Annotated in this window: 19 protein-coding genes and 1 pseudogene; 11 read left to right on the top strand and 9 right to left on the bottom strand. The window is 73.4% G+C overall.

What is annotated here, in order from left to right:
- Position 1: 1 nt before the first annotated feature.
- Positions 2–1,177, bottom strand: a complete 1,176-nt coding sequence (locus ABZU74_RS20855; protein WP_355426218.1) for an SAM-dependent methyltransferase — start codon at positions 1,175–1,177, stop codon at positions 2–4.
- Positions 1,178–1,265: 88 nt separating this feature from the next.
- A complete protein-coding gene (locus ABZU74_RS20850) occupies positions 1,266–2,951 on the bottom strand; it encodes a DEAD/DEAH box helicase (RefSeq protein ID WP_355426215.1) in 1,686 nt (561 codons plus the stop codon).
- A gap of 337 nt (positions 2,952–3,288) precedes the next feature.
- Between ABZU74_RS20850 and ABZU74_RS20845 the strand changes: the two genes are divergently transcribed.
- Positions 3,289–3,924, top strand: a complete 636-nt coding sequence (locus tag ABZU74_RS20845) for a ferritin-like fold-containing protein (protein ID WP_355426212.1) — start codon at positions 3,289–3,291, stop codon at positions 3,922–3,924.
- A gap of 75 nt (positions 3,925–3,999) precedes the next feature.
- On the opposite strand, the gene ABZU74_RS20840 is transcribed toward ABZU74_RS20845, so the two are convergent.
- Both ABZU74_RS20840 and ABZU74_RS20835 read right to left on the bottom strand, forming a co-directional pair.
- On the bottom strand, positions 4,000–4,227 hold the full coding sequence (locus tag ABZU74_RS20840) for a DUF3107 domain-containing protein (protein ID WP_030329796.1): 228 nt from the start codon (positions 4,225–4,227) through the stop codon (positions 4,000–4,002).
- A gap of 64 nt (positions 4,228–4,291) precedes the next feature.
- Positions 4,292–4,930: a TetR/AcrR family transcriptional regulator gene (locus tag ABZU74_RS20835; protein ID WP_030489514.1), complete on the bottom strand. Its 639-nt coding sequence runs from the start codon at positions 4,928–4,930 to the stop codon at positions 4,292–4,294.
- A 1,418-nt stretch (positions 4,931–6,348) separates the two neighbouring features.
- On the opposite strand from ABZU74_RS20835, the gene ABZU74_RS20830 reads away from it, so the two are divergent.
- From ABZU74_RS20830 to ABZU74_RS20805, 6 genes and pseudogenes are all read left to right on the top strand, one after another.
- A complete protein-coding gene (locus tag ABZU74_RS20830) occupies positions 6,349–8,337 on the top strand; it encodes a hypothetical protein (RefSeq protein ID WP_355426287.1) in 1,989 nt (662 codons plus the stop codon).
- A gap of 23 nt (positions 8,338–8,360) precedes the next feature.
- Positions 8,361–9,335, top strand: a complete 975-nt coding sequence (locus tag ABZU74_RS20825) for an alpha/beta hydrolase (RefSeq protein WP_355426209.1) — start codon at positions 8,361–8,363, stop codon at positions 9,333–9,335.
- Positions 9,336–9,340: 5 nt separating this feature from the next.
- Positions 9,341–10,195, top strand: coding sequence for a DUF3152 domain-containing protein (locus ABZU74_RS20820; RefSeq protein WP_355426207.1), 855 nt, complete (start codon positions 9,341–9,343; stop codon positions 10,193–10,195).
- 105 nt (positions 10,196–10,300) lie between these two features.
- The gene (locus ABZU74_RS20815; protein WP_355426204.1) at positions 10,301–11,128 is read left to right on the top strand and encodes a DUF3152 domain-containing protein; all 828 of its coding nucleotides are present in this window, start codon (positions 10,301–10,303) and stop codon (positions 11,126–11,128) included.
- Between the two features lie 56 nt (positions 11,129–11,184).
- A pseudogene (moeZ, locus tag ABZU74_RS20810) lies at positions 11,185–12,433 on the top strand (adenylyltransferase/sulfurtransferase MoeZ).
- Between the two features lie 147 nt (positions 12,434–12,580).
- Positions 12,581–13,468: a prenyltransferase/squalene oxidase repeat-containing protein gene (locus ABZU74_RS20805; RefSeq protein WP_355426284.1), complete on the top strand. Its 888-nt coding sequence runs from the start codon at positions 12,581–12,583 to the stop codon at positions 13,466–13,468.
- Between the two features lie 10 nt (positions 13,469–13,478).
- On the opposite strand, the gene ABZU74_RS20800 is transcribed toward ABZU74_RS20805, so the two are convergent.
- Positions 13,479–14,720: a glutamate-5-semialdehyde dehydrogenase gene (locus ABZU74_RS20800; protein ID WP_355426201.1), complete on the bottom strand. Its 1,242-nt coding sequence runs from the start codon at positions 14,718–14,720 to the stop codon at positions 13,479–13,481.
- Between the two features lie 36 nt (positions 14,721–14,756).
- On the bottom strand, positions 14,757–15,914 hold the full coding sequence (proB, locus tag ABZU74_RS20795) for a glutamate 5-kinase (RefSeq protein WP_355426198.1): 1,158 nt from the start codon (positions 15,912–15,914) through the stop codon (positions 14,757–14,759).
- Positions 15,915–15,927: 13 nt separating this feature from the next.
- On the opposite strand from proB, the gene ABZU74_RS20790 reads away from it, so the two are divergent.
- From ABZU74_RS20790 to ABZU74_RS20780, 3 genes are read left to right on the top strand one after another with little or no spacing between them, the layout of a single operon-like run.
- Complete coding sequence (locus ABZU74_RS20790) at positions 15,928–16,242, top strand: MGMT family protein (RefSeq protein ID WP_196919863.1); 315 nt, start codon at positions 15,928–15,930, stop codon at positions 16,240–16,242.
- Between the two features lie 32 nt (positions 16,243–16,274).
- Complete coding sequence (locus tag ABZU74_RS20785) at positions 16,275–17,660, top strand: MFS transporter (protein ID WP_355426195.1); 1,386 nt, start codon at positions 16,275–16,277, stop codon at positions 17,658–17,660.
- Positions 17,661–17,687: 27 nt separating this feature from the next.
- Complete coding sequence (locus ABZU74_RS20780; protein ID WP_355426192.1) at positions 17,688–19,187, top strand: aminotransferase class V-fold PLP-dependent enzyme; 1,500 nt, start codon at positions 17,688–17,690, stop codon at positions 19,185–19,187.
- Positions 19,188–19,243: 56 nt separating this feature from the next.
- Here ABZU74_RS20780 and ABZU74_RS20775 read toward each other — a convergent pair whose 3' ends face one another.
- The 3 genes from ABZU74_RS20775 to ABZU74_RS20765 form a co-directional block, all read right to left on the bottom strand.
- A complete protein-coding gene (locus ABZU74_RS20775) occupies positions 19,244–20,446 on the bottom strand; it encodes a hypothetical protein (protein ID WP_355426190.1) in 1,203 nt (400 codons plus the stop codon).
- Positions 20,439–20,951, bottom strand: coding sequence for a SigE family RNA polymerase sigma factor (locus tag ABZU74_RS20770; protein ID WP_355426281.1), 513 nt, complete (start codon positions 20,949–20,951; stop codon positions 20,439–20,441). The genes ABZU74_RS20775 and ABZU74_RS20770 overlap by 8 nt, the downstream gene beginning before the upstream one ends.
- Before the next feature lie 249 nt (positions 20,952–21,200).
- On the bottom strand, positions 21,201–21,368 hold the full coding sequence (locus ABZU74_RS20765) for a hypothetical protein (RefSeq protein WP_355426187.1): 168 nt from the start codon (positions 21,366–21,368) through the stop codon (positions 21,201–21,203).
- Between the two features lie 136 nt (positions 21,369–21,504).
- Between ABZU74_RS20765 and ABZU74_RS20760 the strand changes: the two genes are divergently transcribed.
- Positions 21,505–22,086 (top strand): NADH-quinone oxidoreductase subunit B family protein, encoded by a 582-nt coding sequence (locus ABZU74_RS20760; RefSeq protein WP_355005696.1) that lies wholly within the window; start codon positions 21,505–21,507, stop codon positions 22,084–22,086.
- Positions 22,087–22,127 lie beyond the last annotated feature (41 nt).

The raw sequence follows: 22,127 nt of genomic DNA, 5'->3' as shown, positions 1-22,127 counted from the left end.
CCTAGATCGCCGGCTGCCGTTCGGTCGGCTTCCCGCCTGCGGCGAGCAGGGTCTCCAGCCGGGGCGTGACCTGCCACTGGTCCACCAGCTCGCGGTACTCCGCGCGCTGCGGCTCGGTCGCCCCGGCGCCGGTACGACGTGCGCGGATCAGCAGGTTACGCGGGGTGTGCTGCGAGTCCACGAACTCCACCACCTCGGCCCGGTACCCGTGCACCCGCAGCAGCCCGGCGCGCAGGGCGTCGGTGAGCACGTCGGCGAAGCGTTCGCGCAGGATGCCCTGCCGGGTCAGCAGCTCGTACGGGGCCGGGGTGGGGTGGGCGCGGAGCTGCTTCGCCAGGTCGTGGTGGCAGCACGGCGCGGCCAGCACCCAGCGGGCCTCCCAGCGCACCGCGCGGGCCAGCGCCTCGTCGGTGGCGGTGTCGCAGGCGTGCAGTGCCAGCACCAGGTCGGGGGCGGGGTCGACGACGGCGTTGGCGATCGTCCCGGCCACGAAACTGACCTGGTCGGCCCAGCCCAGCCGCTGCGCCAGCTCGGTGTTGCGCCGCCGCTGGTCCTCCCGGACGTCCACGCCGACCAGCTGGACGTCGAGCCCCCTACTGGTCAGGTAGCGGTACGCGGCGAACGTCAGGTACGCGTTGCCGCAGCCCAGGTCGACCACGCGTAGCGGGCCGGTCAGGTCGTCGGGCAGGGTAGCGGCCAGGGCCCGCAGGAACGCGTCCACCTGGCGGCGTTTGGCCGCCGAGCCGCCGATCTCGGCGAAGATCGGGTCACCCGGGTCGAGCAGGTATTCCTTGGCCCGGTCGTTTCCGGTGGGGGTCGCCGCCGGGCGGGACGTCGCGGCCCGGTGCACCTGCGCTTCGCCGGATTTGGTCACCCGCAGCTGGAGCGTCGCGTCGGCCGTCTCGACGTGCCAGTTGCCGAACGGCTCGGCGAGCAGTTCGTCGATCGCCGCAACGGCCTCGGGACCGGAGGCGACGTTGCGGGTGTACGGGCGAGCGCCGTCGGACGTGGTGATCTGCATCCGCGGCCCGGCCTTCAGCGTCACCGGCCGCAGTTCGGCCCGCTCAACTGTGGGGCGGCGGCCGCGGCGGCGTCCGGCGGCGACCGCCCGGGTCAGCGCGGGGTCGAGCAGCAGCGCCCGAACCTCGGTAAGGGCGGCGTCCAGTGGTTGCGGCATCGTTCCATCTTCGGCAGGTGGGGTGGGAGAAGGGAACATCCCCCGCACCGCGCGAGGCGGTGCGGGGGATGTCAGGTGTGGCTGGTGGTCAGTCGGCGGTCGCCTCGGCCGGCGTACCCGCACCGGAACCGCCACCACGGCGGCGTCGGCGGCGGCGCGGCTTGGACGCCTCGCCGTCGGACGCGGTCGCCGGCTCGGCGGGGCCGGCGTCGGCGGAGATCACCGCGGTCGCCTCGCCCGCGACCACCTCACCGGCCCGGCGGCGACGCCGGCGGCGCGGGGTACGGGTGCCTTCGTCGGCGGCGTCGGCGGCGTCGCCCGCAGGTGCCTCGGCGACGGCCGGCGTGCCAGCGTCGGAGCGGTCGCGGCGGCCATCGCCCCGACCACGGCGCTCGCCGCGACCCTCACCGCGTCGGGGGCCCCGACCGCCGCTGTCGCCCCGGCGGGAGCGGGTCGTCCCACCCAGGTCCTCTTCGATCTCGGCGGACAGCCCGGCCCGGGTGCGCTCGGCCGTGGGCAGCGTCCCGCTGACCTCGGTGGAGATGTGCAGGTCGGTGTAGAGGTGCGGCGACGTGTGGTACGTCTCCGGCGGCTCCGGCATCTCCAGACCGAGGGTCTTGTCGATGATCCGCCAGCGCGGCATGTCGTCCCAGTCGACGAAGGTCACCGCGACACCCGTCGCGCCGGCCCGGCCGGTGCGACCGATCCGGTGGGTGTAGGTGTCCTGGTCTTCCGGGCAGTCGTAGTTGATGACGTGGGTGACGCCTGTGACGTCCAGCCCGCGGGCCGCCACGTCGGTGGCGACCAAGATGTCGATCTTGCCGGCCCGGAACGCCCGCAGCGCCCGCTCGCGGGCGCCCTGGCCGAGGTCGCCATGCACCGCGGCGACAGCGAACCCGCGGAAGTCGAGGTCCTCGGCGACCCGGTCGGCGGCCCGCTTGGTACGCGTGAAGATCATGGTCAGCCCACGCCCCTCCGCCTGGAGGATGCGCGCCACCACCTCGACCTTGTTCATCGAGTGGGTGCGGTAGACCAGCTGCTGGGTCTGCGGCGACGGGCCGGTCTCGGCGGTGTGCCCGGCGTGGATCGTCATCGGCTGGCGCAGGAAGCGCCGTGACAGGGTGACGATCGGGTCCGGCATGGTGGCCGAGAAAAGCATCGTCTGCCGGTCTTCCGGCAGCATCGCCAGGATCTTCTCGACGTCGTCGAGGAAGCCCAGGTCGAGCATCCGGTCGGCCTCGTCGAGGACGAGCGCGTGCACACGGTCCAGACGGAGGTGCTTCTGCTTCTGCAGGTCCATCAGTCGGCCGGGAGTGCCGACCAGGATCTCGACGCCCTTGCGCAGCGCGTCGATCTGCGGCTCGTACGCGACGCCGCCGTAGATCGGCAGCACCCGGACGCCACGCGTCCGGCCGGCGGCGGCCAGGTCCTTGGCGACCTGGATGCCCAGCTCACGGGTGGGGACGACGACCAGCGCCTGGGGGACGCCGTCGCTGCCCTCGCTCGGGGCGAAGACGCGATCCAGCAGGGGCACGCCGAAGCCGAGGGTCTTGCCGGTGCCGGTCGGCGCCTGACCGATCAGGTCGACGCCGCGCAGCGCGATCGGGATCGCGTATTCCTGGATGGCGAAGGCGCGGGTGATGCCGGCCGAGGCCAGGGCCTCGACGGTCTCGGCGCGGGCGCCGAGTGCGGCGAACGTGGGGGCCTCCGGTCGAACCGGGGCGGTGGGGGCCAGTTCCTGGCCGTCCAGCAGATCTTGAGTCAGGTCGCTCATGTGGATGTGGGGGTGCCCTCTCGTGGGTGCGCCCGTCATGTCCTCAGGGCGCGTTCGGTATGACGCGGGCCACACGGTCGGCGGCAGATTGCCGAGCCGGACCGGGCCGCACGCGCGCCGCGGGCTGAGCTTCGATCAGATCGGCGCCCACGGCAACTGCTCCATGTTACCTGAACAGGCACGTCCCCGTCCCGATTCCCGGGCGGCCACTCGCCACGCGGGGCAAGTGAATGTGACCCATGCCACATTTTTTGCCCCGGTCGACGTGCCCGAGCGCGGTCGGAGCGCGAAGTGCGCGGGACACGCACAAGGGCAGACGCGCGGTAGCCTGCCGCTCGTGTCCGCTTTCGCCGTCACTGACCTGTTGGGTCTCGTCGCCTTCGGCGAGCTGCTGGCCTTCGAGCGAATGGCCGGGGATGCCCGGCTCGCCCCTGACCTGCGCCGCCGGGCCGCGCTGAACGAGATGGCCGCGGCCGAGATCGCCAACTACCGGCGCCTCGCCGACCGGCTCACCGCGCTGGGCGTACCGCCGGAGGATGCGATGGCGCCCTATGTCGAGCCGGTGCAGGCGTACCACGACTCGACCGAGCCACGGGACTGGGCGGAAGTGGTCACCAAGGCGTACGTCGGCGACGCGATCACCGACGACTTCGTTCGCGAGATCGCCGACGCGCTTGAGGAACCGGACCGGGCGCTGGTGCTGGACGTCCTGCACGACTCCCGGTACGCGGACTTCGCCGCGACCGAGATCCGGGTGGCCGTCGCCGACGACCCCCGGGTGGCCGGTCGACTATCGATGTGGGCGCGGCGGCTGGTCGGAGAGGCGTTGTCCCAGGCCGGCCGCGTCGCCGCCGAGCGGGCCACCCTCACCGCGCTGATCGCGCGGGACGGCCGGGTCGACGTGCCTGGGCTGTTCGGCCGGCTCACCACCGCGCACACCGCGCGAATGGCCGCCGCCGGGCTGAACAACTGACCGCCCGGCTGGTCGGGCCGGTGCCGGCCTGCGGCAGGTGGGCCGAGTGCCGACCTGCCGCGACGGCCGGACCGGTCAGCGGACGGTGAACCCGACCGCCCGGGGCGACGCCTCGGCGATCTCGACGTAGGCGACCTTCTCGACCGGAACGATGACCCGCCGGCCCTTCTCGTCGGTCAGGGAGAGCGTGCCGCCGTTGCCGGCGAAGGCGTCGGTCACGATCTGCTCGATCTCGGCCGGCGACTGCGCGCTGTCCAGTACCAGCTCGCGCGGCGCGTACTGCACGCCGATCTTGACCTCCACTGTGCCTCCTCAACTGGGGCGAAAGAACCGCCCTGCGAAGGCTATCCGATCACGGGGTCGGCGGTCAGGCTGACTCACCTTGCAGCGGGAAGCTCGCGATGCCCCGCCACGACAGCGCGGCCACCAACGCCTCGGCCTCGGCCTTCGGCACCTGCCGACCGCCGGCCAGCCAGAACTGCGCGGCCGTCTCCGCCGCGCCGACCAGCCCGGAGGCGAGCAACTCGGCGTGCGCCCGGCTCACCCCGGTGTCGGAGATGATGGTGTCGGTGATCGCCGCGATGCAGCCCTGCTCGACCCGCTCCACCCGCTGCCGCACCGCCGGGTCGTTGCGCAGATCCGACTCGAAGACGAGCCGGAACGCCTCGCTCTCGTGGTCGACGAAGTCGAAGTACGCCCGCACCGACGCGCTGACCCGCTCCTTGTTGTCGCTGGTGCCGCGCATCGCGTCCTGCACCTGAGCGACGATGGCGTCGCAGTGCGTGTCGAGCAGCGCCAGGTAGAGATCCATTTTTCCGGGAAAGTGTTGGTAGAGCACCGGCTTCGAAACCCCGGCCCGCTCAGCGATGTCGTCCATCGCGGCGGCGTGGTAGCCCTGCGCGACGAACACCTCCTGCGCCGCAGCGAGAAGCTGCTTACGACGAGCGGAGCGGGGCAGGCGGGTGGGCCGGCCGGCGGTCTGTGCACCGTTCCCCGCAGCGGTCATGGGATCCTCCGAGTTCTCCGTACGAGCCGGCATTTTCCCCCCAGACCGGGCGAGGCCCGTGACCTCGGTCGTGGAAATGGCCCGCCGCTGTAACTTATCGCCACTCTCGGCACACGGTAGCCTCAGCGGGGGCGACCAAGGAGCGCGCGGTGAGTGAAACAGGGCAACCCGGAGCCGCCACCCCGGGAGAGCACGGTGACGGAGCGGGTCAGCACGACGACCCGAGCCGTTCCGTCAGCGGGTGGGCCCCTCCGGCGGGTGGGTGGCCCCGAGCCGCCGACCGCGAGGACGCCCGGGACGAGGCGCCGCGCTGGCAGCCCGACCCCGCGTCGGGCTGGCGGACCTCCTCGACACGGCACGGCGACCTGCCGTCGCCGCTGGTCGGGCGGTCGGGCGACCCCGAGTCGCCGGCCCGCACCAACGGCCACCACGTCAACGGCGCGCACCACCCCGATGACGTCAACGGCGTCCCGCACCCGGGTCTCGAACCGCCGGTGGGACGCCCCACGCCGGTGAGCGCACCGCCGGGGCTACCCGCCGAGGGCCGCCCCGGGGCGGCCAGCGACCGGCTCGTGGTGCCCGCCCAACGACCCGCCCCGCCGGCGGAGCAGGCCGCCGCCGAGCCCGACCCGGGCCCCACCGTCGATCCGGCCGCCGCGCACCGTGCCCGCTGGGCCGAGCCCGGGTTGCCCAATTCGGCCCCACCGGCCGTCCAGGTGCCACCTGTCGGCACCGCGGCGTCGGGTTTCGAGGTGCCGCCCGGCCTCCACGCACCGACCAGCGAGCGGCTGGCCGCCGACGAAAATCCCACGGCGCCACGCGACTGGCGCGACCCGCTCGCACCCGAGCACGCAGCGAACTCGGGACGCACCCCGGGCCCCTCCGGGCCCGCCGACGAGGGTGAGCCCGGTCGCGCTGCGGAGGGCTCCCGCCCGGCACAGACACACCCCACCGGAGACACGCACCGGGCAGGGGAGTCGTCGGCAATCGAGCCCGACTGGTCGGGGCCGAGCTGGAACCGTCCCAGTTGGGGCGGCGGGTGGGCACCGCCCTGGTCCCGTCAGGACGACGAGCCGGCCGGCCCGGCAGCACGGGACGAGTCTGCGCCGGGCTGGGTCGCCGAGCCCCACCAGCCGTACGAGCCGGTGCGCGCCGAGGTGCCCCGCCCGTACGAGCCGGTGCGCGCCGATCCGCCCCGCGCGTACGAACCCGGCCGGGGTGAATCCGAGTCCGCGCCGGAGCGCCCCGCCGAACCGACCAGCGCACCGCCGGCCGACCGGCCGTCGTGGGCTGGTGGTGCGACGCCGACCAGTGGTCCGCCCGCCGACCGGCCGTCCTGGGCGGGGTCTGGGGCGACCGGCGGACCCAGAGCCGACCGTCCGTCCTGGGCTGGCGGCGGCGACCCCGACCCCACCAGCGTGCCGCCCGTGCGGCCGTCCTGGGCCGGCGGTTCCGATCCGACGCCGCCCAGCGGGCCGCCTGCGCGGCCGTCCTGGGCTGGCGGGTCCGAGGCAGCGACAAGCGTGCCGCCGGTACGACCGTCCTGGGCTGGCGGGTCCGAACCGCCCGCGACCAGCGCGTCGCCCGCGCGGCCGTCCTGGGCCGGCGGTTCCGATCCGGCACCGACCAGTTCCCCGCCGACGCGACCCTCCTGGGCCTCCAGCCCGTCGCCGGCCGACCCGTCGGCGCCCGCCGAAGCGATACCTCCGTCACCCGCCGGACCGCCTCCGGCACCGGCCGGGCCACCTCCCACGCTTACCGACACGCCACCGGCTCCGGCCGGCCCGTCGCTGGTGGCGGAGCGCCCGTCCTGGACCAGCGCGTCGCCGACGGCGAGCAGCAGTTCCCGGGCCGAGCGGCCGGACTGGTCCGAGGGCCGGCTCCCCGCCACCCCGATCGAACGCCCGTCCTGGCCGGCCAGCCGGTCGGCCAGCGTCGGTGGGGGTGACGGCGGCGAAACGCCCGGCCGGTCCCGGCCCGAGAGCCGGCCGACCGGACCGTTCCGGCTCCGGCCGGCGACACCCGAGCCGGGTCCGTCACCCGTCGAGTCACCCCAGCCGGCCGGGCCGGCAAACGACCCGCCATCGACCGACGTCACCCCGTCATCCACCGCGGCGGTCCCGCTCGCCGCCACGAAGGGTTCCGGCCGCCGCGATCAACCCGCACCGGCGTCCGCCTCGCAGTACGCGGCGCGCCGATCCGCCCCCGACCCGACGTCGCCGGTCGACGATGGCCGGCAGTCGGCCCCGAGCGCGGTGGTGTTGCCGCAGCGCGTCCCCGCGGAACCGGACGTGCCCGTCGTGCCGGAGCCGCCAGCCGTGGAGCCACCCGCCGAAACCCCGGAACTCGCCCGCATCGCCACCCACCTGCGTCGGGACGACGAGCCAGCCCCGTTGCGGGAGCGCCCCGAGGGGTTCGACGTCAACGCCATCCTGGACGCCGTCCGGGAGGTGGCCGGTGTCCGCGACGCGGCCCTGCGCCGCACGCCGGCCGGGGCGCACAGCCTGCGACTGGACCTGGCCGACGGCGCCGACCCGGCTGAGGTGAGTCGGCAGGTGGCCCGGCTTCTCCAAGAGCGGATGGGGTTGGCCGCTGCCCCGCAGAACGTGCCCGGCCTGCCCACCACGCCACCTCCGCCGGTTCGCCGTCGCGCGGCCGACCGTCCCGCCGAGCGGCGTACCCCGGAGACTCGAAACGCGGCGTCGCGCGAGCCCGGCGAGGTTCGCGCGGCCGAACCGCCGACGGTCGTCCGACCGCCCGGCGGCCGGGTCGAGACCCCGCCGGCCGGCCCGGAGCAGCGGACCGGCACGGACCCGGCGCGCCGCCGTCGGTCGAACGCTCCACACCGGGGTCGCGCCACGGTGGAGGAACCCGGATCGGTCTCGGCCGCGCCGGCCGGCGCCGCGACCGGTAGCCCGGCGACGCTTGGCACGTCGTACTCCGGGGGTCAGGTGACCACCACGGAGTCGGCGCCGTCCCGGCCGCTGGAGACCGGCGGCACGCCGGGGCCCCGGGTGGTGATCGACCACGTGCAGGTCAGCACCTTCGGCCTGGACGCGAACGTGGAGGTCCGGCTTCTGGCCGGGGGCGACAGCGCCTCCGGGTACGCCACCGGACCGGCGGTGGACGGCTACGTGCTGCGGCTCTGCGCGGTGGCGGCGGCCGCCGCGGTGGACGAGTTGCTGCGCGGCACCGACAACGCGGAGCGGGGGCGCTGCTTCGTCGAACACGCGGCGGTGGTGCCGTTCGGCAATTGCGAGGTGGCCACCGTGGTGGCGCTGCTGGTCTGTGAGGGCTGGGTCGAGCAACTCGCCGGGTCGGCCCTGGTCGCGGGTGATCCGCGTCAGGCGGTGGTCCGGGCGACGCTGGCGGCGGTCAACCGTCGGTTGGAGGCGCTGCTGTCCTGAGTGGTCCGGGGCAGACTGGAACGATGAGAAGCGCCACCCTCTGGCCGGACCATCTGCTCCCCGACGACCACGTCCCGCCGCCCTGGCCGGGCCGGGAAGTCCGCCTCGACGGCCGGGTCACGTACGTGCGGGACACCCCGGCCACCGCCGCCGGCGCGGAGCCGGCGTTGTACGTGCACGGGTTGGGCGGGTCGTCGCAGAACTGGACCGACCTGGCCGGGCTGCTCGCCGACCGGCTGGACGGTCAGGCCATCGACCTGCCCGGCTTCGGTCGGAGCGAGCCGGGCCCGCGCTACACGATTCCGGCCTTCGCGGATCTGGTCGTCCGCTGGATCGACCATTCCGGTCGGGGCCCGGTGCACCTGTTCGGCAACTCGCTGGGGGGTGCGGTAGCGGTGCACGTCGCCGGGCTTCGGCCGGACCTGGTCCGTACCCTCACCCTGATCTCCCCGGCGCTGCCGTTCCTGGATTTCCGGCGCTCGTTGCAGGGGCGGATGCTGCCGGTGCTCGCCATTCCCGGTGGTGAACGGCTGGTCGCCCGACGACTCACCCAGCTCGCGCCCGAGGTGATGGCCCAGCAGGTGCTGGAGGCCTGCGTCGCCGACCTCAGCCGGATCTGCGATCAGCGCCGGGCCGAGGCGCTGGAGGAGATCCGGGTGCGGTACGAGGCCACGCACTATGCCGCCGCGTACGTCCGGACGTTCCGTGGGCTGGTCTCCAGCTTCCTGCGGGCGTACCTGCCGGGGCCGGGGTCGCTGTGGCGCCTCGCCGAGGCGGTACGCGCACCGACCCTGGTGGTGGGCGGTCGTCAGGACCTCCTGGTCGACGTGCGGGTCGCGCCGCAGACCGCGCGGGTGATTCCGGACAGCCGATTGATGATGCTCGACGGGGTTGGCCACGTGGCGCAGTTGGAGGTTCCCCGGTTGGTTGCCCGGGCGGTGGTCGGCCTGCTCGCCGAAACGGGGGACACCGCGGGGCGGTCTGATCTGGCAGGCTGACGTGGATGCCCAGCTCAGCCCGCCTCCCTGGTCGCCGTCGGCGGCGTTTCGCGCTGCTCGCCCAACTGGTGGCGGTGGTGGTGGCCGTCGGCGCGGCGGTGACGGTGATCGCCGAGGGGCCGGGTGGGCATCCCCGCGCTGAGCGGTTGGCCGCCGAGGAGATCGGCACGCCGCCGCCGCTGGTGGCCGGGCCGCTGCCGCCGTCGGTTGATCCCTCGCCCTCCGATGTGGTTTCGTCCAGTCCGCCGCCGGTGTTGCGGGTGCCGGGTGCGGTTCCGAGCGCCGGCACGGGCAGGTTCGGCTACGACGCCCGCTCCGGCCCGGTGCTGGGTCGGGCGGGTGAGCTGCGGCGTTACCGGGTTGCGGTGGAGTCGGGCAGTGCTGAGGACGCCGCCGATTTCGCCCAGGCGGTTCATGTGGCGCTCGCCGGGCCGGGCAGTTGGGTCGACAGCGGTCAGCTGCGGCTGCAGCAGGTGCCGGGGGCTGCGCCTCGTGACTTCACCGTCTATCTGGCCACCGCCCGCACCGCGGGTCGGATGTGCGCCAGGGGTGGGGTGGACATCCGGATCAACGGTCGGCCGTACACGTCCTGTCGCGCGCCCGGCCAGGTGATCATCAACCTGGATCGGTGGCGGTTGTCGGTGCCGCACTTCGTCTCGGCCGCGGTGCCGCTGACTGTCTACCGGACGTACGTGGTCAACCACGAGGTGGGTCACCAGCTTGGGCATCGGCACGAGCGGTGCCCCGGTGCGGGTCGGCCGGCGCCGGTGATGATGCAGCAGACGCTCTTCCTCAACGGGTGCCGGGTCAACCCGTGGCCGTACCTGAGCGGGCGTCGCTACACCGGCCCCGCGCTCTGAGTCGATCGGGCCTGACACGCCGACCATTGCCCCCTCCATCAGGGGTGTTGCGGCAATAGCGATAAAATCGGAGAAATGCCCGAATAATCTGGCAGGCTTGCTGCCATGACGCCGTCGTCCCCTTACGGCCCGCCCCGGCCGCCCGACCACCGGTCGGCGTTGCGGGATGTGCGTCCCGCGTTCGATCGGATGCGCCGACGTCGGCGCCGCAGCGTGCTGCTCGGCCTGCTCGCCGTCGCCGTCGCCGTCGGCGTCGGCGTGACGGTGAGCCGGGGCAGCGAGCCGTCAGCCGACCCGCCGGCCACCACCCAGGGCGGAATGGGGCACGGAGGTGGGGTGGCCGCGCACCCGGCGCCCACCGGCTACCCGTCGATCGGAGCGGGCCGCTTCACAGCGGCCGACGGCGAGACTCCCGTGCACGGCACGGACGGGCCGCTGCGCCGCTACCGGGTCGTCGTCGAACGCGACGCCGGCCAGGACGCCGACGTCTTCGCCGCCACGGTGGACGAGGTGCTCGCCGATCCGCGCAGTTGGATCGCGTCCGACGAACTGCGGGTGCAACGGGTGGCCGACGCCGGGGCCGCCGACTTCACCATCTACCTGGCCACTCCTGTCACGTCCGAGCGGATGTGCGCCGAGGGCGGCCTGAACACCGAGCGCTACACCTCCTGTCGCCTGCCCGGTCAGGTCATCATCAACCTGGCCCGCTGGATGGAGGCGGTCCCCGATTACGGCGCTTCGCTGGACACCTACCGGACCTACGTCATCAACCACGAGGTGGGCCACGAGTTCGGCGAGGACCACGAGGCGTGCCCCGGCCCGGGGGAGCCCGCCCCGGTGATGCAGCAACAGACGTACGGCCTGCAAGGTTGCGTCGCCAACGCCTGGCCCTACCTCGACGGTCGTCGCTACGCGGGGGACATCGTCCCCTGATCGGCCGGGTCGTCGGTTATTCCCGCTCCCGCATTCCGGACCACGTGTCGTCAGTCATGGCCGAGCGGGGCCCCCGCGAGCAACAATGGCGCGGTTCACACCGCCGATCCCGGGGAGTCCACCGTGTCGTTGCCCCCGCTCGTCGAGCCCGCCGCCGAGCTGACCGTAGACGAGATCCGCCGCTACTCACGTCACCTGATCATTCCGGACGTCGGGGTGACCGGCCAGAAGCGGCTGAAGAACGCCCGGGTGCTCTGTGTCGGCGCCGGTGGCCTCGGGTCGCCCGCCCTGATGTACCTCGCCGCGGCCGGGGTGGGCACGCTGGGCATCATCGACTTCGACACCGTCGACGAGTCCAATCTCCAGCGCCAGATCATCCACGGCGTCTCCGACATCGGCCGGTCCAAGGCCGAGTCCGCCGCTGCGTCGATCCGCGAGATCAACCCCCTGGTCAACGTGGAGATCCACAACACCGCGCTGGACCGGGAGAACGTCCGCGAGATCTTCGCCCAGTACGACCTGATCGTCGACGGCACCGACAACTTCGCCACCCGCTACATGGTCAACGACGCGGCGGTGCTGCTGGGCAAGCCGTACGTCTGGGGCTCGATCTACCGCTTCGACGGCCAGGCGTCGGTGTTCTGGGCCGAGCACGGCCCCTGCTACCGCTGCCTCTACCCGGAGCCGCCCCCGCCCGGCATGGTCCCCTCCTGCGCCGAGGGTGGCGTGCTCGGTGTGCTCTGCGCGTCGATCGGCTCGATCCAGGTGAACGAGGCGATCAAGCTGCTCACCGGCATCGGCGAGCCGCTGGTCGGTCGCCTGATGGTCTACGACGCCCTGGAGATGGAATACCGCAAGATCAAGGTCCGAAAGGACCCGAACTGCGCGCTCTGCGGCGACAACCCGACCGTCACCGACCTGCTGGAAGACTACGAGGACTTCTGCGGCGCGGTCTCCGAGGAGGCCCAGGAGGCGACGCTCGACTCGACCATCACCGCGCTGGAGCTCAAGGAGTGGCAGGACGCCGGCAAGGACATCTTCCTCGTCGACGTACGGGAGCCGGCCGAGTACGAGATCGTCCGGATCCCCGGCGCCACCCTGATCCCCAAGGGCGACATCATCTCCGGCGAGGCCCTCGCGAAGCTGCCGCAGGACCGGCAGATCGTCCTGCACTGCAAGTCCGGCGTCCGCTCGGCGGAGGCACTCGCCGCGCTCAAGGCAGCCGGCTTCAAGGACGCCGTGCACGTGCAGGGCGGCGTGCTCTCCTGGATCAAGCAGATCGACCCGTCGCTGCCCGCGTACTGACGATCGGGCCGGGGCGGCCACGTCGCCGAGCCGGGGTGGCCCACACGCCGCCCCGGCCGCTCCGGCAAGATCCACGCCGCTGTCCTGGCCAATCGACGCAGATGACGCCGAGCGGTCGTCCGGCCGGAGCGACGCAGCCATTCCGGGCTGGCCGATTCCCTGAGGCGGCATCGCGTCTGCGCAGGTAGCGTCTCCGCCGTGGTCGACTTGGAAGCCGCGATCGGGTTCGTCGTGGCGCATGGGGATGCGGTGGAACGCGCCCGCCTCTCCTGGCTCCGCAACGGCACCCCCGTGCCCGCCGAGTTGTTGGAGACGGCCGAGGTCGGCCAGTCACCGGACGGCGGTTGGCCGGCCACCTGGGGCGGCGAGATCGCCTCGATCGACGCCACCTGTTTCCGGCTCGCCGAGCTTGACGACCTGGGCGCGCTCGGCCGTCCCGCCGCCCGGCGGGCGCTGGACTGGCTGGCGTCCCGGCAGCAGGCCGACGGTGGTTGGGAAGAGGACGCGTCGCTGGCCGAGTCGGCGCCGGAGTGGGCCCGTCCCGGCGACCCGGAGGCCGGGTTCCTCGTGTCGGCCAACGCCGGTTTCTGGCTCACCGTCGCCGGCCTGGACGCCCGGGCCTCGGGTCCGCTCGATCATCGGGTCGGTGGGGCGTACGCCGGGGTGGTGCAGGCGGCGGCCCATTCGCTCGCCACGCGGCTGCGCCCGGACGGTAGCTGGCCGTCGTTCCTCGCCGCAGGCTGGCTGAGCGCGGCCGTGCTGCACCGGCAGGAGATGTTCCAGGAGTCGGCGCGGATCCAGGTGGTGCTCGCCGAGCGGATGCCGAAGATGTCTCCGGGGGACGTGGCGTGGCTGGCGGCGACGCTGCGCCGCGCCGGCGTCGACCCCCAGGACTGGATCATGGTGCGGGCGCTGCGCCGGCTGACCGAGACCCAGCGCAGCGACGGTGGCTGGGAGAGCGACGACGGCCACCAGTTCGACGTGCACACCACGCTGGCCGCGATCCGGGCGGCCCGGCCCGCCCCGCCCGGATGAACCGCCGCCGCTAGCGCAGGTGCCCGTCCCCGGTGACGACGTACTTGGTGCTGGTCAGCTCGGGCAGGCCCATCGGACCGCGGGCGTGCAGCTTCTGAGTGGAGATGCCAATTTCCGCGCCGAAGCCGAACTCGCCCCCGTCGGTGAACCGGGTCGAGGCGTTCACCATCACCGCCGCCGCGTCCACCCTCGCCACGAAGTCGCGGGCCGCGCTCGCCGAATCGGTGAGGATCGCCTCGGTGTGCCCGGTGCCGAAGCGGCGGATGTGCGCGACAGCCGCATCCAGCGAGTCGACCACCGCGACCGAGATGTCCGCGGACAGGTATTCGGTGGCGTAGTCCTCCTCGGTGGCCGGGACCACGGCGGCGGAGTGGGCGGCCACCTCGGGCGAGCCGTGCACTGTCACCCCCGCCTCGGCGAACGCCGCCAGCATCGGCGGCAGGAACGCGTCGGCGACGCTCGCGTGCACCAGCAGCGACTCGGCGGTGTTGCACGTCGACAGGCGCTGCGTCTTGGCGTTCAGCGTCACCGCGAGAGCCTTGGCCAGGTCGGCGGCGGCATCGACGTAGACGTGGCAGTTGCCCACCCCGGTCTCGATCACCGGCACTGTCGACTCCTCGACGACGGTGCGGATCAGCGACGCGCCACCGCGCGGAATGAGCACGTCGACGAGGCCCCGGGCGCGCATCAGCTCCTTGACCGAGTCACGGGAGCTGGCGTCGAGCAACTGCACCGCGTCGGCGGGCAGCCCGGCCCCGGCGACCGCGTCGCGCAGCACCGCGACCAGCGCGGCGTTCGAGTGCGCGGCCGACGACGACCCGCGCAGCAGCGCCGCGTTGCCGGACTTGAGGCAGATCCCGGCGGCGTCCACTGTCACGTTGGGCCGCGCCTCGTAGATGATGCCGACCACCCCGAACGGCACCCGGATCTGGCGCAGCTCCAGGCCGTTGGGCAGGGTGGACCCGCGGACCACTTCGCCGACCGGGTCGGGCAACGCGGCCATCTGGCGCAGCGCGTCGGCGATGCCGGCCACCCGGTCCGCGTCGAGCGCGAGCCGGTCCAGCACTGCCGCGCTCAGCCCGGCCTCGCGGCCGGCCGCCAGGTCCGTCTCGTTCGCGGTCAGGATCTCCGGGGTACGCGCCACAAGCGCGTCGGCCATCGCCACCAGCGCGGCGTCCTTGACCGTACGCGTGGCGACGGCCAACTCGGCGGCGGCGTCCCGCGCCCGTCGCGCCTGCTCAACGACGCTCATGCCAGCACTCCTCGTGAAGATGGGAAGGTCCTTGGCTCACAGCAGCACCAGGTCGTCGCGGTGGACGACCTCCCGTTCGTACGCCGGGCCGAGCGCCGCGGCGAGTTCGGACGTGGAACGGCCGAGCAGCCCGGGCAGCTCCACCGCGTCGTAGTTGACCAGCCCTCGGGCGACCGACGCGCCGGCGGTGTCCACCAGGTCCACCGGGTCGCCGGCCGTGAACGTGCCGTCCACGGCGGTGATGCCGGCCGGGAGCAGCGACTTGCGCCGCCCGACGACGGCGGCGACCGCGCCCGGGTCAAGGTGCAACCGGCCCCGGGGCGAGGTGGCGTGGGCCAGCCAGAACAGCCGGGCCGTCGGGCGTTGCCGCTGCGGGTGGAAGAGCGTGCCGACCGGTTCGCCGGCCAGCGCCGGAGTGGCCAGGTCGGCGGCGGTGAGCACCACCGGGATGCCGAAGCCGGTGGCGATCCGGGCGGCCTCGACCTTGGTGACCATGCCGCCGGTGCCGACGCCGGACCGGCCGGCCCCGCCGATGGTGATGCCGGCGAGGTCCGCGTCGTCGCGCACCTCGGCGATCCGGGTCGAGTCGGGTTTGGTGGGGTCGCCGGTCCAGAGCGCGTCCACGTCGGAGAGGAGCACCAGCAGATCGGCGTGCACCAGCGCGGCCACCAGGGCGGCCAGCCGGTCGTTGTCGCCGAACCGGATCTCCTGGGTGGCCACCGTGTCGTTCTCGTTGACGATCGGCACCGCCCGCAGGTCGAGCAGCTTGCGCAGCGTCCGGTACGCGTTGCGGTAGTGCGCTCGCCGGGTCACGTCGTCGACGGTGAGCAGCACCTGCCCGACGGTGCGGCCGTGTCGGGCGAAGCTGGCCGCGTACCTGCCGATCAATAGCCCCTGCCCGACGCTGGCGGCGGCCTGCTGGGTGGCCAGGTCGCGCGGGCGTCGGGTCAGCCCGAGCGGGGCGAGCCCGGCGGCGATGGCGCCGGAGGAGACCAGTACGACCTCGCGTCCTTCGGCGGTGAGCCGACCGAGGGTGTCGACGAGCGTGTCGACGCGCTCGTCGGCCAACCCGCCGGTGGCGGTGGTCAACGAGGAGGATCCGATCTTGACGACGACCCGCCGGGCCGTCGTGACAGCGTCGCGCACCCGACCATTCTGCGTGGTCACGGCCGCACCGCCCGGCGGCGTTCCCATATGGTGGCGGATTGTGACTCCTGACGAGTACGTCGAGGCGGTGCTCGACCTGGTGGAGCGGATCCCGGAGGGCCGGGTCATGTCGTACGGCGGGGTGGCCGACGCGCTGTCCGAGCGTTCCGGACGTGCCTCGGCCCGGTTGGTCGGCAACATCATGGCCCGGCACGGAGGCTCGGTGCCCTGGCATCGGGTGGTGACGGCGAGTGGTCGGCTGCCGCCGGGGCACGAGCGGGAGGCGCGGGCTCGGCTGCGGGCCGAGGGAGTGCCGCTGCGCGGCGAGGGCGTGGACATCGCGGCGGCGGGCTGGTCGCCTGATGAGGGGATGTGACCTCCGTCCTAACGTGAGTAACATTCGGCCCCATGAAAACGCCGCCGGGCGCCGGCTCGTCAGCCACCGGCTCGCTGCCCCGCTCGGTGCACGCCGGCTACGCGCTCGGTTCACTGGCGACCGGAGCGTTCGGCACCGTGCCCGGTCTGCTGCTGCTGCCGTACCTGACCGACACCCTGGGCGTGGCCGCCGGGCTGGCCGCCCTGCTGGTGTTGCTGCCCAAGGCCTGGGACGTGCTGGTCAACCCGGTCGCCGGGCGAATCTCCGACCGGACCCGGTCGCGGTGGGGTGCCCGCCGGCCGTACCTGCTCGTCGCCGGCCTCGCGCTCGCCGTCCTGTTCGCGTCGATCTTCGCCGCGCCGTTCGGTAACGGCCCGGCCGCCGTGGCGTACGTGGCGTTCGCCTTCCTCGCCACCGCCACCGCCTTCGCCTTCTTCCAGGTGCCGTACGTGGCGATGCCGGCGGAGCTGACCGGCGACTACGCCGAGCGCACCCGGTTGATGACCTGGCGGATCGCGGTGCTGGCGCTGGCCATCCTGGTCTCCGGCGCGGTCGCGCCGCTGGTGGTGAGCGCCGGTGGTGACGGTGTGACCGGGCACCGCTGGATGGGCCTGTTCGTGGCGGTGCTGATCGCCCTCGGCGCCCTCGGCGCGTTCCTGGGCACCCGGTCCGCACCCACCGGCACGGTGGGCGAGAGCGAGCCGACACTGCGCGCCCAGCTCGCCGTGGCCGGCGGCAACCGCCCGTTCCGGGCACTGCTGATCTGCTTCGTGGTGCAGTCCGCCGGGGTGGCGACGATCCTGGCCGGGGTCAACTACTTCGCCGGGCAGATCCTGCGCGACGAGGAGAGCGGCCCGACAGTGCTCTTCGTCTGCTTCGTCGGGCCGGCGCTGCTGGTGATGCCGATCTGGAGCCGGGTCGGCGCCCGGCTGGGCAAGCGGACCGCGCTGGTCGTCGCCTCGCTGATCCTTGCCGTCGGTGCGTTCGCCCTGGTCGCCGCGCCGGTGCTGCCGGCGGTCGCCGTCTATCTGGTGGTCGCGCTGATCGGCGTGGGGTACGCCGGGCAGCAGGTCTTCGCGCTGGCGATGCTGCCGGACTGCATCGCGCACGAGACGGCGCGCACCGGCCGACGGCAGGCGGGCGTCTTCACCGGGCTGTGGACCGCCGGGGAGACCTTCGGCCTGGCGCTCGGCCCGGGCATCTACGGGCTGGTGCTCCAGCTCTCCGGCTACGTGTCCTCCGACACCGGCTCGGCGGCGGCCCAGTCCGACACGGCGAGACTGGGCGTGCTCCTCGGCTTCACGCTGATCCCGGCCCTGCTGATCGCCCCTCCGATCCTCCTGCTCCGCCAGTACACCCTCACCGCCCAGAGCGAGCGGGTCGATCATGCAGTTGTGCTGGGGGACGAAAGCCGTTGACCGTCACGAGAAGGGCACCATGACTCCATGATCGACGAGAGCAGGCTAGAGGCCGGGGCGCTTTCCGCTACCGGGGTTCCGGCGGAACGGGTTCTTGAAGAGGTGCGGGAGTTGCGGGCGAGTGACGCGCCCACCCACGGGGGACGGCTCTTCGCGTACGTCTACGACCCGGCGGTCCCGGGGCTGGACGAGCTGGCCGCCGCCGCCCACCGGGAGAGCGCGCACGTCAACGGATTGGACCCGACCGCGTTCCCGTCCCTGCTGGCCATGGAGAACGCGCTCGTCGCCGCCGCCGGCCGGGTGCTGGGCGCCGGCCCGGGCACCACCGCCCCGGACGTCGTCGGCAGCGTCACCAGCGGCGGCACCGAGTCGCTGATCCTCGCCGTCAAGACCGCCCGGGACGCCCACCCGGAGATCGCCGAACCCCGGATCGTGGTGCCGTCGAGCGCACACGCCGCGTTCGCCAAAGCGGCGCACTACCTGCGGGTGGCGCTTGACGTCGTACCGGTCTCCCCGGACACGCTGCGCCCCGACCGGGCCGCGATGGCCGCCGCCATCCGCCCGGAGACGGTGCTGGTCGCCTGCTCCGCGCCGTCGTACGCGCACGGGGTGGTCGACCCGGTCGCGGAGATCGCGGCCGCCGCGGCCGAGGCCGGGGTGCGCTGCCACGTGGACGCCTGCTTCGGCGGCTGGACACTGCCGTACCTCCGGCGCCTCGGGGAGCCGGTGCCGGCGTTCGACTTCGCGGTGCCCGGGGTCACCTCCATCTCGGTCGACCTGCACAAGTACGCGTACGCGCCGAAGGGGGTGTCGGTGCTGCTGCACCGCGACGCCACCCTGCGCGCCCCGCAGTACTTCGCGTACGCCGACTGGCCCGGCTACACGATGATCAACCCGGTGATCGCGTCCACCCGCTCGGGCGGCCCGATCGCCGCCGCGTACGCCACAGTGCGGCACCTCGGCGACGACGGTTACCTGCGGCTGGCCGCCGTCACCCGGGACGCCGTCGCCGGTCTCGCCGACGCGGTCCGTGCCGTCGACGGGTTGCGGCTGATGGCCGAACCGGAGTCGACGGTGGTCTGCTTCACCGCCACCGCTGGTGGCCCCGACCTGTTCGTCCTTGTCGACGAGTTGACCGCGCGGGGCTGGCACACCCAACCCCAGCTGTCGTACGCCGGTCTGCCCGCCAGCGTGCACCTCACGGTGACCGCCGCCGTCGCACCCCGGGTCGCCGAGTTCGGGCCGGACCTTGCCGAGGCGGTAGCGGTGGCCCGGGCCGCCGGCCCGGTGCGGCTGCCCGCCGAGCTGACGGCAGTGGTCGGTGCCCTCACCCCGGACGCACTGACTCCGGAGATGGTCGTCGGCCTGGCCGCCGGGCTGGGTCTGGGCGGCGAGCCGGGGTCGGCCGCAGGGCCGCTGCCGGAGCGGATGGCGCTGGTGAACACACTGCTCGACGCCGCGCCGTCGGCGTTGCGCGAGCGGTTGCTCGTGGAATTCGTCAGCCTGCTCCAGCGCCCCACCTGGTGAACCGGCGGACCTGACCCGTGCGGGGTCAGGTCCGCCGTCGGGCGGCCCCGACCCGCTCAGCGGTACGTGATCACGGCCGTGTTGTCGACGTCGTAGACCTCCGCCACGAAGTCGAAGGTGGCGTCCATCGGCCAGGCGTCCACGTCGGCCTCGCCGGTCCCGACGGTGACGCCCGCCGCCACCCGGAAGCCCAGCGTGAGCCGGACCTCCTTGCCGCCTTCGAGCCGGTTCAGATCGCAGTCGACCGGCTCCCTGGTCGTCTCCGGGTCGTTGCGGCACGCCGCCCACCCGTCACCGGCCGGGCGGATCGCCGCCGGCAGGCCGAGCCGGAGCGCCACATAGGCGGCCGGGCCGGTGGCGGTATTGCGGATCCGCACGGTCACCGTGCCGCTGCGGGAACCGTCCGGTGCCGTGGTCAGCACCAGATCACCTGCGGTGACGACCAGGTTGATGTCGTGCCTGTTGGCGCCGAAGGACGTCGGACCGGAAACCTGCGCGAAGCTCCCGCCCTTCCAGCGGTAGCCCCGCCACTGTCGCTGTGACCACTCACTTGGCCAGCCGCCGCCGGGCGCGACGTCACCGACCTGCACCCGTACCGTGCCGTCGTCGACCACGTCGAGCGCGAACAGCCACTGCGGCTTGTCGAGCGTGGTCGCCACCACGCGGCCGAGCGTGACCACCTTCCCCTGCCTGTCCCGGTCGAAGGCGACCACCTGCATCGGCCCGCCGCTGCCGAGCACGCACTGCACCAGAGCCACCGTCTCCACCGCGCCGTCCCCGTCGACGTCACCGTGGTCGAGCGCCAGCAGCCAGTTGACCCCCTCGCGGTCGTCGGCCCTGATCCGTACCTCCGACGTCGGGCAGCCTGGCCCGGCCCGCCAGGCGGGCAGGTTCACCGGTGTGCCGAGCAGGTCTGCCCGGCTGATCAGGCCGTCCGGCGCGGCCGGGCTCGCGGACGTGGTGGTGCTGGGAGTGAGCGGGATGGACGGCGTCGGCGCGGGAGCGCTCGACGGCGGCGTGGTCGGCTCGACGGTCTGCGCCGGCACCGGCACGGACCCGTCATCGCGCAGCGCGGCGTTGGCGACGATCGGCGCGACCGCCAGGACGACCGCCGTCACGGCCACCGCCGCAGCCGTCGTCCGCCGACGTCGACGGAGGGTACGCCGGGCCTGGTCAGGTCCCGGGCCGGCGATCTGGGAGACCGTCTCGGCGCGGTACGCGGCGAACCGCTCCCGTAGCCGCGGGTCGATGTCAGACATTGCCCATCCCCTCGATGTTCTCGTCGAGCAGCCCCGCCAGCGCCACCCGGCCGCGGTGCAGCCAGGACTTGACAGTGCCCTCGGCCACCCCCTCCTGACTCGCGATCTCGTTGACCGGCAGGTCGGCGAGGTAGTGCAGGATGACGGCTCGACGATGATTGGCGGGCAGTTGGGCCAGCGCCGCGTCGATCGCCACCCGATCGGGCGTCGGCCCGGCCATCGTGGCCTCGATCCGCCGCTGCCGGAGCAGGTGGTTGCGCGCGGTCCGGAGCCGCCGCCAGCGGCTCCGGGCGAGGTTCCAGGCGACCTGACGGACCCAGGCGACCGGGTCGTCGTACCGGGCCAGCCGGTCCCACCGGGCCAGGGCCCGGCAGAACGCCTCCTGCGCGAGATCCTGGGCCTGCGACAGGTCACCGGTGTAGGCGCCGAGCTGGATGGTCACGTTGCGGAAGTGCGCGTGGTAGAAGTCGTCGAAGCTCACCGTCGGGGCATGCTCCCTGGCCATCGCGGCAGTCGCCCCCGGCGGCTCGTTGGCGCGGGCTTCCGTCATCACTGTCACTGCCTCTCCCCGTTCGCCGTCGGGTCCGTACCCGAGGCGGTCGTACGCTCGCCAATCGGCCGGGTTGCGGACCCACCGCCGGATGAGCGTCGGCGCGGTCGTGACCCTCCGGTGGGGGTGACGTGTGAGGTTGGGGCCAACGCCCCGCCCACGTCGCCGGCCGGACCCCCGTGCCGGCCGGCGACGTCGACCCGGTCAGCTGTCGTCGGAGGCGCTCAGGCTGACCTGGACGCTGTTGTCGGCCAGCGCGGCGTCGGCCACCTCGCCGGCGCCGTACCAGGTGCTCAGAACCAGGTCGACGGCAGCGATCTCCACCCCGGCGGGCACTGTCGCACCTGCGCGGAGCTTGGTACGAGTGTTCATGGAAAGGTCCTCCCGTGGCCCCCGTTGTCGGCCGCCGTGCTCGGCGCGCCATACCCGGTTAGAAGCCCTGAACGGGCCTCGGGGTTGCAGCCCGGCGCTGTGGTTGACTGTCGGGAGGGGGACAGGAGGGGTCGTCGTGCAGTTGCCGGCAGTGCTCGGTGAGCCGATCCGGTTCGTGCTGAACTGGGGCCGCCGCTACTCGCTATGGGTGTTCAACTTCGGGCTGGCCTGCTGTGCCATCGAGTTCATCGCCACCAGCATGGGCCGGCACGACTTCATCCGACTCGGCGTGATCCCGTTCGCCCACGGCCCCCGCCAGGCCGACCTGATGGTGGTCTCCGGCACGGTGACCGACAAGATGGCCCCGGCGATCAAGCGGCTCTACGACCAGATGCCCGAGCCGAAGTACGTCATCTCGTTCGGCGCCTGCTCCAACTGCGGCGGGCCCTACTGGGATTCGTACTCGGTGACCAAGGGCGTCGACCAGCTCATCCCTGTCGACGTGTACGTACCTGGCTGCCCGCCCCGGCCGGAGGCGCTGCTGCACGGCATCCTGCGCCTGCAGGAGAAGATCGCCGCCGAGCAGTCCGGCATCGGGGGTGTGCCACAACGGGACGTGCTGGCCGCGCCGCTGGACGCCCCACCCCGTGAGGCCGCCGCCCCGCGCTCGGTCGACTCGCTCACCGCCCCGCCGGTACGCCCACCCGCCGCGACCTGAGGTCACGCTCGTCGCGCCCGGCCGGCGGGCAGCACGATCGA

Origin of the sequence: Micromonospora sp. NPDC005171, from assembly GCF_040608575.1 — a bacterium.
Classification (GTDB): Bacteria; Actinomycetota; Actinomycetes; order Mycobacteriales; family Micromonosporaceae; genus Micromonospora.
This window is presented reverse-complemented; position numbering and strand designations above follow the sequence as displayed.